The organism is Streptomyces sp. NPDC050508 (assembly GCF_040655155.1).
Taxonomy (GTDB): Bacteria; Actinomycetota; Actinomycetes; order Streptomycetales; family Streptomycetaceae; genus Streptomyces.
Window position 1 is genome coordinate 1094305 of record NZ_JBFAJJ010000001.1, and the last position, 14181, is coordinate 1108485.

Here is a 14181-nt window from a genome sequence, read left to right on the forward strand (position 1 = left end):
GACCACATGAACCCCCGCGGAATCGAACATGTGACGGTGACGGCGCGTCACAGTCCTACCAGGCGTTCCCCCGGCGACGCAATAATCGCTGATCTTTTCGAGCCCCGGGCATCGGAACGGCCGGAGCAGCCGCCGCGCTCCGCGAGGTGTCAGCGCACCTCGAAGGTCGCCCCGAGCCCCATACCGGTGATCCATTCCGGGACCGGCTCGTACGCGGTCCACACCAGCGGTGCCCGTACCGCGGCCTGCCCGATCAGCCAGGTGCGGATCTCGTGGCCTCCGCTGCCCGCCTGCTCCTCCAGGCCCGGGTCGCCGAGGGCCGCGATCGGCTCGGACTCCCCGGTCCCCAACTGCTTGAGGAACCAGCGGTCCCAGGCGCTGTTGACGTGCGCGTGCGGGTCGCCGCCCATCGCCCGTACCCGGGGCTCGCGCGCGGCTGCGAAGGCTTGGGCGTCCTCGCGGCCGTGGATCACCGAGTGGCGGCGGTCCTCGGCCATCGCCGGATCGCGCGGGTCGTTGCTCGGCAGCCAGTGGGAGAGTCCGCCGCTCGCGATGACCAGTACCCGGCCGGTGCTGCCGTTGTCGCTGTCGCGCAGGGTTTCTCCCAACGCCCGGCCGAAGTCGATGCAGCGCTTCATGGTCGGCAACGGGGGTGCGGCGGTGTTGACGACGAGAGGCACCATCGGGATGTCGGTCCCGCCGCAGACCATCTCGTAACTCTGCACGAGTCCGTGGTCGACGGTCAGCGAGTAGGACAGCGACAGGTCGAAGCCCGCGCGGGTGAGCCCGTGGTAAGCGGACCAGGCCAGTTCGCCGGCGACGGGCAGGGGGCCCGGTCGGCTCCCGAAGTCGCCGAAGCCGACGGCGTGTTCGACGCCGATGAGGAACGGTGGCATCGCGTCGTAGAAGTTTGCGTGGAAGTGGTCGGGGCCGATGACCACGACCGCGTCGGGCGCGAGGCGCGTAACCGCCGCGGAGAGCCGGGCCGCCTCGGCGAGGAACCGGCCGCCGGGCTGCTCGGGACCGTCGGGCGGCAGCAGGGTGGCGAACGGGGAGTGGGACAGGGCGACCAGGCCGAGGATCTCGCTCATGCCGGGTCCTTGCCGAGGAGGAGGAAGTCGCGGTGGGCGCGCAGGAATTCGGCGGGTTTCTCCCATTGGGGCCAGTGGCCCGCGCCCTCGATGACGTGCAGGCGGGCGTCGGGCAGCCAGCTCTGGAGCATCGCCGCCTCGTCGAGTCCGCCGGTCGGGTCGTGGTCGGTCCACAGGAGGAGGGTGGGGGCGGTGATCCCGCCGACCCAGGCGGGGTCCCAGGCGAAGTCCTTGCGCACTTCGGGGTCTTGGAGCACCAGGGTGTTCTCGATCGCGGGCAGGAAGCCGGGGCGGCCGTAGACGGCGCGGCGCAGGTTCACCAGTTCGTCGGTGACCATCGAGGTGTCGTGGAAGAGGAACTCGACGCGGCGGCGCACGGTTTCGTCGCTCGGGTCCCGGACGGCGGCCAGGGTGCTCTCGCGCATCCTGACCATCACCTCGGGCTTGTTGGCGATGTTCCCGGGGGTGTTGAGCACGAGCCGTTCGACACGGTCGGGGTGGTACGCCGCGGTCCACGCGGTGACCCATCCGCCGAGCGACTCGCCGGACAGGTGCGCCGAGTCGATTCCCAACTCGTCCATCAGGCCCAGGAGATGATCGGAGAGCACGTCGATCGTGTAAGGCCGGTCCGGCAGGTCGGACCAGCCGTGGCCGACCATGTCGTAGGCGGTGACACGGAAGTCGGCGGCGAGCCCGGCGATGTCCCGGGCGTAGGCCTCCAGGTGTCCACCTGTGCCGTGCAGCAGGATCAGCTCGGGGCCGGACCCCGCGCGCAGCACCCGGGTGCGGACGCCGGCGACGTCGACGAAACGCAACTCGTGCTCCACGTCGGACAGTTCGCCCCAGATGCCGATGTGGGCGGGCAGCGGGCTCATGCCAGGTCCTCCTTGAATCGTGCGCGGGCTTCCGCGACCGTGACCAGGCCCGCGCTCTGCCGCCGTCCGACGCCGAGCAGGTTCAGCAGACGGGAGTTCTCGATGGTGAGGAACTCGACCGGCTCGGTCTCCGAGTCGTTGTAGTGGCGGTGCCAGGTCCAGGGCGGGGTGTAGATGAAGTCGCCGGTGGCCCAGGGTTCGGTGTCGTCCTCGATCTCGCTGTGGCCGCGCCCGCTGATGACGAAGTGCACCGTCTCGTGATGGTGGCGCTGCATGTCCGAGCTCAGACCCGCCGGGATCGTCTGCCGGAAGAGCTCGAAGCTCGCCGTCGGCAACAGCCCGGCGATCGCCAGCACGGTCGGATTGTGCACCTGGTCGGCCGGCAGCGGCTGGAGTTGGTCGGCGTGCACGACGACCGGTCGTGCTGTACCTGGCTGCACGGTGTCGTGGATCGAGCCGAGGAAATCGGCCATGGTGAAGCGGGATCCCGATTCAGCCATCAGATCGTCTCCGTCCTTCCGCCGTCGACCGTGAGCACGGTCCCGTTGATGTACGCCGCGTCGTCGGAGGCCAGGAACGCCACGGCGCCCGCGATCTCCGCGGGCCGCGCGGCCCGCCCGGCCGGAATGTGCGCGAGGTCCTGCGCGTCGAGTTCGTCGAGGCCGCGGTGTGCGGCGCGTGCCCGGTTGGCCAGGATCTGCGTGCGCCGTTCGGTCGAAGTGGCTCCGGGGGCAACGCAGTTGACGGTCACGCCCGCGGCCGCGAACTCCAGCGAGAGCAGCTTGGCCGCGGCCGTGACCGCCGAGCGCAGCACCACGGACGCGGCCAGGTCGGGCTGCGGCTGGCGCACCGCCGTGGACGTCACGAACACCACCCGCCCGAAGCCCCGCTTCGCCATGCCCGGCAGCGCCAGCCGTGCCAGTCGCAGCGGGCCGAGCAGCAACAACTCGGACGCCTCCCGCCACCGGGTGTCGTCGAGGTCGAGGATCCCGCCGGGCGGCGGACCACCGGCATTGAGCACGAGTACGTCCAGGCCGCTGTGACGGTGTTCGACCTCTTCCATCGCCGCCGCGGCCGACGCCGGATCGGCCATGTCGCTCACCAGGGTGTGCACCTCGCACGCCGGGCCGTCGCCTGCGGCGCCGCAGAGCTGGGCGGCCGCGGCTTCGAGGGTGTCGGCGTGCCGACCGGTGATCACCACCCGGTCGCCCGAGCACGCCAGGCGCTCGGCGATCGCGTGGCCGATACCACCGGCGCCGCCGCCGACCAATGCTGTCCTCATGATGTTGGCATCCTCCTGAGTCCTCCCCTTGTCCGCCGGCCGGGACAGCCTTAGCGTGACCGGCATGACCCCCGGGGAACAAGGGATGAGTCCCACTGCGCGGGACCGCGCCGTCGAGAGCTCGGGTCTCGACCGCGCGGCGGCGATCCTCGGCGCCTTCGACGCGGCACACCGCGAGCTGACCCTCTCCGCGCTCGTGGCCCGCTGCGGGCTGCCCCGGTCGACCACGCACCGCACCGCGGACCGGATGATCCGGCTCGGCTGGCTGGACAAACCCCAGGGCCTCTACCGGATCGGCAACCGGCTCTTCGAGATCGGGAGCCTGGCGCCGATCCGGCTCGAACTGCGCGAGGCCGTGCTGCCCTACCTGCAGGACCTGCACAGCGCGACCAGGACCACCGTGCAACTCGGTGTTCTGGAGGGCGCGCAGATCCTGGTCGTCGAGAAGATCACCGGACACCGGCCCATGCCAATGCTCTCCCAGGTCGGCGGGATCGTCCCGGCGTACTGCTCCGCGCTGGGCCGGGCCATCCTCGCCTACAGCGAGACCGCGACCATCGACGCCGTACTCGACGCCGGAATGCCGCCGCGCAACCCGCGCACGCTGACCACCAAGGAGGCCGTGATCCGCGAGCTGACCGCAGTGCCGGCCAGGGGCTGGGCGGTGGAGCGCGAGGAGGGCAACATCGGCGTGAGCTGCGTCGCCGCCCCCATCTTCGGCCCGTCCGGCGAGGTCGCCGCAGCGCTGTCCGTCACCGGGCCCACCGCCCTGGTCCGCGCCGACCGGGCCGGGCCCGCGGTACGGCTCGCCGCTGCGGCGGCCTCGCGGGCCTACAGCACCCGCCGCTGAAATCGTCCCAGCGGGTGGGACGTTTGATTGCGCACCGACCGCGCCGAACCCACGCTGGGCGCAGCAGACCAGCGCCGTGGCCGGTCGGCCACGGTGGCGACCGGAAGGAGACGACGGTGACTCTAGGCGGTGGCTACATGCTGCCCTCCCGCGACGGACACAAGATCGCGGCGATCGGGCTGGGCATCACCCTCAAGGCGGACGGTGCCGCGACACACGACGCGTATTCGCTGTTCGAGTACACGGTCCCGCCGGAGACCGACGGGCCGCCGCCCCACCTGCACACCCGCGAGGACGAGTCCTTCATCTGCCTCGCCGGACGGCTCGACGTGCACCTCGGCGGCAAGGACTTCGTCCTCGAACACGGCGACTACCTCTACCTGCCGCGCGACGTGATCCACGCCTTCCGCAACCCCTATCAGGAGGAGTCGCGCGTCATCTCGGTCGTCTCGCCGGCCGGCCTGGAGGCCTACTACCAGACGCTCGCGGACATGCCGCCGGGACCGAAGGACATCGGTCTGATGAAGAAGATCATGGCCGACTTCGGCATCGAGCTCCAACTGCCGCCCGAGGTCGCCTGATCATGAGGATCGCCATCATCGGTGCCGGTGTCGCGGGCCTGGTCACCGCGAAGGTGCTCACCCAGGCCGGACACCGGACGGACGTGTTCGACAAGACCCCCGACGTGGGCGGCGTGTGGAGCCGCACGCGCCGCTACCCGGGCGTCACCACGCAGAGCCCGAAGGCGCAGTACTCCTTCTCCGACTTCCCCATGCCCGCGGACTTCCCGGAGTGGCCCGACGGCGCCCGGATCCAGTCCTACCTCGCGGACTACACCGCGCACTTCGGACTCGAACCCGTACTGCGCCTGAGCACCGAGGTGCTCTCGGCCAGGCCGACCGCCGACGGCGCGTGGAGCGTCGAGTACCGCGACTCCGCGGGCACACACGCCACGGAGATCTACGACCGGCTCGTCGTCGCCAACGGAGTGTTCTGCGAACCGGCAGTCCCGAAATTCGACGGCCTGGCGGAGTTCACCGCGGCCGGCGGCCAGGTGTGCGCGGGCACCGAGTTCCACGACGCCGAGCAGGCGCGCGACCGTAACGTCCTCGTCGTCGGCTACGGCAAGTCGGCCTGCGACGTGGCCGTACCGATCAGCGCCGTAGCCGCCCGCACGGACGTGATCGCACGCCAACTGCTGTGGAAGGTCCCGCGGAAGATCGGCGGCAGAGTCAACTTCAAGCTGCTGCTGCTCACCCGCCTCGGCGAGGCGCTGTTCCGCTACATCCGCGCGCGGGGCTTCGAACGCTTCCTGCACGGCCCCGGCAACAGACTGCGCCGCCGGATGATCAACTCCATCGGTACCGTGTCGATACGTCAACTCGGCCTCAAGCGGCTCGATCTCGTGCCCCGGGGAACGATGGAGGACATCGTGCGCGGCGCCATCGGCCTCGCGACCGAGGGATTCTTCGAGGCCGTCACCGCGGGCGACATCACCGTCCACCGGGACCGCACCATCGAGAAGCTCCTCGTCGTGGACGGCGAACCCTCTGCCCAACTGTCCGACGGCACCGTGCTCTGCGCGGACCTGGTGGTCTGCGCCACCGGCTTCACCCAGGGCGTCCCGTTCCTGCCCGAGAAGGTGGGCGAGCAACTGCTGGACGAGCGCGGCAACTTCATGCTCTACCGCCAGATCCTGCCCCTCGGGATTCCCGGCCTGTACTTCAACGGCTACAACTCCTCCTTCTTCAGCCCGCTCAACGCCGAGATCGCCGCGCTGTGGATCGCCGCCGACCTCGCCGGGGCACTGGCGACACCCGACACGGAGACCATGCGTCGCGCGGTCGTCGAGCAACTGGCCTTCATGGACATCGCCACCGACACGCACCACTGCCGCGGCACCAAGATCATCCCGTTCTCCATGCACAACGCCGACGAAGTGCTCGGCGACCTGGACCTCAACGTCAACCCGCTGATCCGCGCCGCTCATTGGCTCGGCCCGGTGAATCCGGCCGCGTACCGACGACTGACACCGACGCTGCTCAAGCGGCTGGCGCTGATCGAGCCCGGACACGGGGACCGACTGCGCCTGCTTCCCAGCCCGGACAGCGATACTTCCGCTGCTGGGCCGGGAAGTACACGGCAAGCCCAGTCGGACGTGTCGACCGGCCAGGAGTCGATCAACCGCACGTCACGGTGATCGGCGTGCGCAGGCTCCGCGCCGGGAGCGTGACGGTCAGGGTGTGGGTCGTGCTGTCGAAGTGGTAGGCGTGGGGAGAGAGTTGGGCCCCTCCCACTCGGACGGTGCCCGGAGCGGTGACGCCGAGGAGCGAGACGGTCCACTGCCGGGTCTTGACCTGGCCGTGGAAAGTTCCGGTCGGAGGGGCGATCGTCACCGAGTGCCGGGTGCCGTTCTCCCGGTACCGGATCTTCGTGACGGCGCTGTGGCCGCGCCCGGTGCCGGCGGTCCCGTCGTCCTCGTAGAGGGCGGTGGAGCCGGAGGCACCCGCGGCCACGGTGAGCGTGACCTTGGTCAGCGGGGCCTTGTCGTTGCTGGGGACGTCGTTCGTGCGGGTCGGAATGACCGCGCCCGCCTTGACGAACACCGGCATGGTGTCGAGGCCGTTGGTGATGTTCTGCGTGGTGCCGCCGGCGTAGGTCTGCCCGGTGAAGTAGTCGGTCCACTGACTGCCCGGCGGGAACCACACCGAGGTCGTCGCCGTGCTGCCGGGAGTGGTGACGGGGGCGACGAGCATGTCGGAGCCGTAGAAGTACTCGCTGCCCGAAGTGGCGTACGCCTGCGGCTCGTTGGGGTATTCGAGATACGTCGGGCGGGTGACCGGGACGCCGGTCGTGTTCGCCTGCTGCGCGAGCGAGTAGGTGTAAGGCACCAGGTTCTCGCGGAGGTTGAGGAACTTGTCCGCCGAGGTGCGGGCCGCGGTGCCGTACTGCCAGGGCAGCCGGTCGCTGTGGTTGCTGTGCAGGCGGTCGATGGGCTGGAAGGTGCCGAGCTGGACCCAGCGGGCGTACATGTCATCGGGGAGTTTGTGCGTGGTGTGGGTCGTGCCGTCGGCGGTGTAGGTCTCCGAACCGGTCAGGTTCGTCGTGTCGTTGTGGCCGCCGATGTCGTGGCTGATCGCCGACATGCCGGTGGCGGCCGCCTCGCCGGGCGTGTAACCGACCTCGGCCTTCAGGGTGCCCCAGGTGGAGGAGGTGTCGCCGGTGAAGTGGACGGTGGTGCGCTTGTCGGCCCACGGCCCGGTCGGCAGCCCCTGCTGGCCGCTGTAACCACCCGCCTGGAGCGAGCCGTAGGCGCGGGAGACGACGAAGCCGCGGCCGATCGTCTTGTCGGCGTCCGTGGCGTACTGCTGGTTGATCCACGCGTCGGGAGTGACACCGCGCAGCGAGGACTGGGAGGCGTCGCAGCACCAGTCCAGCCACCAGAAGTCGTTGCCCTGCTGGTCCATGGTCTGATGAAGGTCCATGTACGCCTTGAGCTGGTCCGGGTCACCCCAGTCGAAGGTGTAGCAGTCCCCGGCACCGCTGCTCGCGGCGGGCGCGCAACCACCCTTGTGCAGCTTGCCCTTGGCGGTCGCCTGGGCCTGGGCGAACTGCGGGTCGCTGCTCAGGATGCTCGGGTGGATGTTGAGTGTGTCGTGCAGCCCCTGGGAGGCGGCCCAGTCGAAGAACCCTTTCGGATCAGGGAACTTGGACTGGTCGATCTCCCAACCGCTCCAGGTGTTGGGCGACTTGAAGTCCGTGTCGGTGACCAGGACGTCGAGCGGTACGCCTTCGGCGCGGAAGGCGGGCAGGATCCTGTTCTCGTAGTCGGCGGCGGTGCGGTCGATGTACTCCGAGTACCAGACGCCGTAGGCCCATTGGGGAAGCAGTTCGGGCGGGCCGGTGAGGGTGGCCAGGTCGGACAGGGCCCGCTTGTAGTCGTGGCCGTAGCCGAAGACATAGCCGTCCTGGTACGGCGCGCCGCCGTTGGAGGGGCGTTGGGTGACCTGGCGGGTGCCGGTGTCGTACAGGGCCGAGGCGGTGTCGTCGAGGAGATACCAGCCGTCCTTGTACAGCAGGCCGGGGGTGGTGGCCGGCGCGCCGTTGTCACCGTTGACGCCGTCGAGGCTGCGGCGGTAGCCACCGAGCGCCAAGTGCGGTTGCGGGGCAGGGGAGTTGGCAGCGGTGACGGAGACCGTGTCGAGGTTCACGTGGCAGCTCGCGGCGTCCGGGCAGCCGACGGTGATGTCGTTGGCCCCGGCCTTGAGGGTGACGGGGACCGAGGCGGTGCTCCAGGTGTCCCAGTTGCCGGTGACGGGCAGCGACAGCGTCTGCGTGGTGCCGCCGGACGACACCGTGGCGGTGCGGGTCTGGTAAAGCCCGTCACGGCCGGTGGCGTTGGCGTAGCGGACCTGTAACGCGTAGGTGCCGTCCGCCGGTACGCCCGCCACGTGGGCCAACGCGCCTGCGCCCTGGTTCAGTTCGGCGACGAAGCCGCTCCCGGAGTAGCCGGCGTGATCGGTGGCCGTGATCGCCGTACCCGACACACGGTCGGCCTCGGCCTCGCAGGTCACGCCGAACCCGCAGCTCGTGATCGCGGTGGCGGAGGTGGACGGGAAGCCGCTGCCCTGGTTCACCAGCGCGACGCTGTCGATGTTGACGTCCCCGGAGTCCGCGGCGGTCCTCGTCAGCGTCAACGTGTGGTGCCCGGCGCCGAGTTGGACCGCGCTGCTCGCCAGGCCCCAGGTGTCCCAGTTCGCGGTGGTCGGCAGGCTCAGCGTCTGGTTCGCGCCGCCGTCCACCGAGAGTGTGAGGGTGCGGGTGGTGTTCTGGCCGTCCCCGCCGACGTAGTTGGCGTAGCGCGCGTCGAAGGCGTACGTCCCCGACGTGGTGACGTCCACGTCGGCCGACACGGAGTCGCCCGTGCCCTCGAAGCCGGCGAGGAAACCGGAGCCGGTGTAGCCGGTGTGGTCGGAGGAGACACCGGCCCCGCTGTGGGACAGCTGCTCGGCCTCGCACAGGGCGCCCAGGTCACAGGTGAGCCGGTGCCACGGGCTGGCGCTCACAGGTGTGCCGCCGGCCGACAGCCGCACGGAGAGGTTCTGGGCGTCGAAGGGCCCGGAATCCACCTGATACCGCAGGGTGAGCGCGCTCGTGGTGATGGTCAGCCAGCCGTCGGAGGTACTTGAGGTGTACGAGGTCGGCGCGAACGCGGTGCGGCCGATCGCGTTGAACGTCGCACTGTCGGTGAACTTCCCGTCCTGCGCGTACTCCGTGCGGATCAGAGTCGGGGACAGGACCTGGAAACGTGCGTTGCCGGACGTCACCGCCGCGCCACGGTGGACCGTCGGCACGGTCGCAGCGGCCGCTCCGGTACCGGTACCGGTCACGATCATGGCCGCCAGGCTGCTGAAGAGGGCGACGACCGTGACCCGTCGTCGCAGGAAGCGCGTCGTGCGAAACACCGATCTTCTTCTTCTCACGGACAGCTCCGTCCTGAAGCGGGCCCGTGGGCCCGTGGTGAAGGTGTGCCGGTCCCCGTTCGCGCCCGGTGGAATCTGCCGCGTTCCGACATCGTTGTCAAGCCCCGTGGTCGGACAAGGGACACGTCCTCGTACAGGGCCGAACTCGGCCCCTCGTGGCCCAAGGTGGAGGGCTACGCGATGGGCACGGTGCTGGGCTACGTGATGCGAACGCTCGCCGTCTTCCCCGCCATCGACACCTTGGGTCAGGCCAGGGCGCTGGCTGGCTGTCGGTGCTCCCGTTGTCACAAGATGACCGGGAGGGACGTGAGGCCGCGCGTCAACCGCGTGTGCCGCCACTCCAGTTGCTCCGCGGGATGCGCCAGGCGGATGTCGGGGAAGCGGGAGAGGACGGCCCGGAGCGCCAGTTCGCCCTCGGCTCGCGCGAGCGGTGCTCCCAGGCAGCGGTGGATACCGTGACCGAAGGCGAGGTGCCCCGTGGCACCACGGTTGAGATCGAGCCGTTCCGGCCCGGAGAATCTCAAGGGGTCGCGGTTGGCGGCGCCGGGAGCGATGAGCACGGGAACGCCGGCGGGGATATCGGTGCCGCCGAGCGTGAGCGCCTCGGTGCTGTAGCGGAACGTGGCGATCCCGACCGGCGAGTCGAAGCGCAGCAGCTCCTCCAGAGCGGTCCCGAGCAGTGCCGGCTCGGCTCTCAACCGGGCGAGCGAGTCCGGGTGTTGGAGCAGTGCCAAGGCCGCGTTGCCGATGAAGTTGGTGGTGGTCTCATGGCCGGCCACGAGCAGGAGCACGGCGAGCGACACGAGTTCGTCCTCGGACAGCCGGTCCTGGCCGTCGCGCACCGCGATGAGATCGTCGAGCAGACTCGCGCCGGGGGAACCGCGCCTGGAGGCGACGAGGTCCGTCATGTAACCGCCGACGGCGTGCGAGGCGGCGTCGATCCGCTGGGGATCTCCCGCGGCGAACAGCTCGCCGGACCAGGAGTGCACAAGCTCACGGTCGGCTTCGGGTACCGCCAGCATCTCGCAGATGACGGTGACCGGCAGCGGTACCGCGAGGCCGGCGACGAGGTCCACCGGTCCGTGCTCCGGCCAGGCATCGAGCAGTTCGCCGACCAGGCCGGCGATGTAGGGGCGCAGCCGAGCGACGGCCCCGGTGCTGAACGCCTTCGTCACCAGGGACCGTAGCCGCGCGTGCTGCGGGGGGTCGGTGGCCAGCATGTTCTGGGAGACGGCTGGATGGAGGTCGCGGTCGGTCGGCCGGTCGGCGAAGAATCGCGCGGTGTTCTTGGAGAGCCGGGGGTCGGTGAACGCCTCCCGGCTCTCCGCGTAGCCCGTGACCAGGTAGCTGAAGCGCCCTCCTGAACCGGTGGGCACCTTCTGCACCGGCGCCGAATTCCGCAGCCGGGCGTAGGTCGGGTAGGGGTCAACGAAGAACCGGGGGTCCTGCAAGGGGTCGGTCACGCTTGCGGGTCCGTTCCTGCGGGCGCCAGTTCGTCGGCGACGGTACCCGCGATGTGGTCGGGGGAGGATCAGGCAGACGCAGCCGTGCCCGACGCGCGCCGCCAGGCGAGCCGGGCCGCGAGCTCGAACGGTTCGACGAGGCTCGGGCGTGAACTGTCCTCGTTGAGATGGCGGAACTCCGTGGAGAGGGTGATGGCGAGCCGCTCCGGCAGACCAAGACCCGGATAACGGTTCTCGTCGATCAGGATGCGGGCTGCCTCCATCGCCGTCTTCCCCTGGCCGTGCAACAAGAGAGCCTGGTCGGACAGGTCGTCGAGGTACGCGATGTACGTGCGCAGTGCGTCCGGCGTCATGAGGGGGCCATGGCCCGGCACGATCCACTCGGGATCGAAGGCCAGGATGCGTTCGGCTGCTGCCGAGATCCGGTCGAGCGGGCCGGCCCAGTGACAGGGGTGGTCACCGGAGAAGATGACGTCGCCCGCGAACACGACCCGCTGCTCGGGGAGATGGACGATCAGATCACCCATGGTGTGGGCGGGGCCGACCTCGTGCAGTTCGACGGGGATCCGCCCGACCGTCAGGTCGTGGCGACCGCTGAACGTCGTGGTGGGTGGCAGGACTTGTATGTCCGAGAAGTCGAACTTCCCGAAGTGGCGGCGGAAGTACCAGCCCAGCGGCTGGTCCGGATCGCTGTCCCACACCAGCGCGTGCAGTTCCTGAGGTGTCGGTTCGACGCACTGGTGCTCAAGTGCCGCGTCCGTCGCGAGTATCGCGCTGCCGGTGAGGCACTGATTGCCCCAGGTGTGGTCACCGTTGGCGTGCGTGGCCACCACGGTGCTCGGCACGATGTCGCCCACCAGGTGGCGAGTCGCGGCGAGAAAGACCTCGGTGAGGGCGGGGGTGTAGGGCGTGTCCACGAGGAGAGCCTCGCCGTCCGAGTGGACGAGGCCGCAGTTGGCCAGACCCCAGGTGTCCACGCCGTCGGGGGCCCACATGTGCACGCCGGGCGTGATCTCGTGGAGCTGGGTCGCATCAGTCATGAGGACGCATTCTTTCCGGACGGAACGTCAGGCGGCAACGTGGCGCTGCGCGGGCTCGAAAACGAGGAACAGGAACCGGGCACCGGGTGAGCCGAAGGGCTGCGCCGCGCACATCGTCACGACTCCGAGTTGCGACACCGCGTGGTGATCGCAGCAGCGGTCCCGCCGGTCCTCCTCTCCCTCCGGAACGACAAAGCCCGCATGGCGCATGAGGCGTGAGTCACCGTCAGGATGGACGTAGGCGATGTTGTGGTTGCGGTAGACGGGGCCCGCGACGGGATCGTCATTGACCTCTTCGTCCAGTTGCTGGAGGTCCTTGTTGTCGGGGTGCGATGCCACGGCCGTGCGCAGTTGGGCCGCGACCGGCTCGGCCCACCGCTTCTCCCACTGCACCAGATGATGCTCGCGGGCGTCTTCGCACAGCAGCATCCAACGGATCATGTTCTGCTCGGGAAGGCGTGCGGGCTTGCCCGGTGCCTGCGGGAACATCCGTATGAAGTCGTCGTTGGCCGCCAGAACGTTCCAGGCGACGTCATTGGCGTAGCAAGGCTGGCCGGAAACACGCTCGATCGCCTTCTGCCAAGCCGGGGCGACGCTGCTGCCCGCCAGCGGGTCCATGGGGAACGGCGGTTCGTAGCCCAGGGCGTAGACGTACAAGGCGGCGCGTTCGCGCTCCTCCATGCGCAGGGCCTCGGCGACGTTGTCGAGGAACTCCGCGGTGGGCGACGACATTTCACCACGCTCAAGGTCGGCGTAGGTGCGCTCGGAGACATACAGCACCTGCGCCACCTGTGCCTGCGACAGACCCGTGGAACGGCGCCCCCGTCCGCTGCGCTGCGGCCACCCGAGCTCCAACGGGTCTATCTGGGCTCGCTTCCAGCGCAGCAGCCTCTGCAGCGCCTCCTTGTTGTCCAACTCAGTACCTCTCCCATGGCGCCCGCCGGGCAGCCAACTCCATTACCGGAAAGCCTCGTTCCTGAAAATCAGGAACCGGAAAAAACAGCGCCTGGTGCCCTGGACGTCGATGCACAAAGATCACTCACCGGACCAGTCGCGTCGCCGGGGACGCGAGGTCCGTGACTGCGGGGGGGGAGTGCTCCAACGTGCGGTGGCCGATCCGACGTGCCGACAGGAGACCCCGGTGGCGTGCACGTTGCGCACCGCACCGTTCCCCTCTGGCCTCGGAGTGCACGAGAGCTGTCATGTTCAAACATTCATCACCTACAGTGACGGCTGAAGTGATCTCGTCACAGTCGAGTACTGGCCAGATTGCCGTCGCTTACTGGCCGCACCTCGTGGACATTCCGAGGCGTGCCCGCGGCTTCGGCGGGACCTTCGCATCCGCTGACGACCGGAGCGCACCGCAAACAGACCGGAAAGGCATTCTGTGTCCCGTTCAGTCCTGATCACCGGTGGCAGCCGCGGTATCGGCCTGGCTGTCGCGCGTCGTATGGCGGCCGCCGGTGACCGCGTTGCCGTGACATACCGGACGGGCGAGCCGCCCGAGGGCCTGCTCTCGGTTCACTGCGACATCACCGACACCGACCAGGTCGACGTCGCCTTCAAGCGCGTCGAGGCGGAGCACGGTCCGGTCGAGGTCTTGATAGCCAACGCGGGAATCGTCAAGGACCAGCTCCTGCTGCGCATGTCCGAAGAGGACTTCACCGCGGTCCTCGACACCAACCTGACCGGTGCCTTCCGCGTCGTGAAACGAGCCAGCCGGGGAATGCTCCGTGCCAGGAGGGGCCGCGTCGTGCTCATCTCCTCCGCGGTCGCCCTGAGGGGCGAGAGCGGGCAGGCCAACTACGCGGCCTCCAAGGCCGGCCTGATCGGATTTGCCCGCTCGATGGCCAGGGAACTCGGCCTGCGCGGCATCACCTTCAATGTGGTCGCACCTGGTCTCACCGAGACCGCGATGAGTGAAAACCTCACGGAAGAGCAGCGCACGCACTTGGCCGGCCAGATTCCCCTGGGCCGCCTCGCCAGGCCCGAAGAGGTCGCCGCAGCTGTCGCGTTCCTGGCCTCCGATGACGCCAGTTACATCACCGGCGCCGTCCTGCCTGTCGACGGGGGAGCCGGGATGGGGCATTAGCGCCG

At 69.4% G+C, this 14181-nt stretch carries 12 protein-coding genes; 4 read left to right on the forward strand and 8 right to left on the reverse strand.

The window, feature by feature from the left end; genetic code table 11:
- Positions 1-149 precede the first annotated feature (149 nt).
- Genes AB0I69_RS04915 through AB0I69_RS04930 form a run of 4 tightly spaced genes read right to left on the reverse strand, consistent with a single transcriptional unit; the run spans position 150 to position 3248 of the window.
- Positions 150-1091 carry a 2,3-dihydroxyphenylpropionate 1,2-dioxygenase gene (locus tag AB0I69_RS04915; RefSeq protein WP_363094100.1) on the reverse strand — a complete coding sequence of 314 codons (942 nt, stop codon included), beginning with the start codon at positions 1089-1091 and terminating at the stop codon, positions 150-152.
- Positions 1088-1966, reverse strand: coding sequence for an alpha/beta fold hydrolase (locus tag AB0I69_RS04920; RefSeq protein ID WP_363094101.1), 879 nt, complete (start codon positions 1964-1966; stop codon positions 1088-1090). The genes AB0I69_RS04915 and AB0I69_RS04920 overlap by 4 nt, the downstream gene beginning before the upstream one ends.
- Positions 1963-2466 (reverse strand): cupin domain-containing protein, encoded by a 504-nt coding sequence (locus tag AB0I69_RS04925; RefSeq protein WP_363094102.1) that lies wholly within the window; start codon positions 2464-2466, stop codon positions 1963-1965. The genes AB0I69_RS04920 and AB0I69_RS04925 overlap by 4 nt, the downstream gene beginning before the upstream one ends.
- Positions 2466-3248, reverse strand: a complete 783-nt coding sequence (locus AB0I69_RS04930; RefSeq protein ID WP_363094103.1) for an SDR family oxidoreductase — start codon at positions 3246-3248, stop codon at positions 2466-2468. Before AB0I69_RS04930 ends, AB0I69_RS04925 begins: the two co-directional genes overlap by 1 nt.
- 85 nt (positions 3249-3333) lie before the next feature.
- Here AB0I69_RS04930 and AB0I69_RS04935 point away from each other — a divergent pair, with 85 nt between their 5' ends.
- The 3 genes from AB0I69_RS04935 (at position 3334) to AB0I69_RS04945 (ending at position 6298) form a co-directional block, all read left to right on the forward strand.
- Positions 3334-4098 carry an IclR family transcriptional regulator gene (locus AB0I69_RS04935; protein WP_363094104.1) on the forward strand — a complete coding sequence of 255 codons (765 nt, stop codon included), beginning with the start codon at positions 3334-3336 and terminating at the stop codon, positions 4096-4098.
- Positions 4099-4214: 116 nt separating this feature from the next.
- Positions 4215-4679 (forward strand): cupin domain-containing protein, encoded by a 465-nt coding sequence (locus tag AB0I69_RS04940; RefSeq protein WP_327406873.1) that lies wholly within the window; start codon positions 4215-4217, stop codon positions 4677-4679.
- 2 nt (positions 4680-4681) lie between these two features.
- Positions 4682-6298 (forward strand): NAD(P)/FAD-dependent oxidoreductase, encoded by a 1617-nt coding sequence (locus tag AB0I69_RS04945; RefSeq protein WP_363094105.1) that lies wholly within the window; start codon positions 4682-4684, stop codon positions 6296-6298.
- Here the strand turns inward: AB0I69_RS04945 and AB0I69_RS04950 are convergent.
- From AB0I69_RS04950 to AB0I69_RS04965, 4 genes are all read right to left on the reverse strand, one after another.
- The gene (locus AB0I69_RS04950; protein ID WP_363094178.1) at positions 6279-9494 is read right to left on the reverse strand and encodes a TIM-barrel domain-containing protein; all 3216 of its coding nucleotides are present in this window, start codon (positions 9492-9494) and stop codon (positions 6279-6281) included. The genes AB0I69_RS04945 and AB0I69_RS04950 overlap by 20 nt on opposite strands.
- A 371-nt stretch (positions 9495-9865) precedes the next feature.
- Positions 9866-11044, reverse strand: a complete 1179-nt coding sequence (locus AB0I69_RS04955) for a cytochrome P450 (protein WP_363094106.1) — start codon at positions 11042-11044, stop codon at positions 9866-9868.
- A 68-nt stretch (positions 11045-11112) separates the two neighbouring features.
- On the reverse strand, positions 11113-12084 hold the full coding sequence (locus AB0I69_RS04960; protein ID WP_363094107.1) for an MBL fold metallo-hydrolase: 972 nt from the start codon (positions 12082-12084) through the stop codon (positions 11113-11115).
- 27 nt (positions 12085-12111) lie between these two features.
- Positions 12112-12999 carry a helix-turn-helix domain-containing protein gene (locus AB0I69_RS04965; protein WP_363094108.1) on the reverse strand — a complete coding sequence of 296 codons (888 nt, stop codon included), beginning with the start codon at positions 12997-12999 and terminating at the stop codon, positions 12112-12114.
- A 472-nt stretch (positions 13000-13471) separates the two neighbouring features.
- Between AB0I69_RS04965 and fabG the strand changes: the two genes are divergently transcribed.
- Entirely contained in the window at positions 13472-14176 is a 705-nt protein-coding gene (gene fabG / locus AB0I69_RS04970; protein ID WP_363094109.1) for a 3-oxoacyl-ACP reductase FabG, read from the forward strand.
- The last annotated feature ends 5 nt before the right edge of the window (positions 14177-14181 follow it).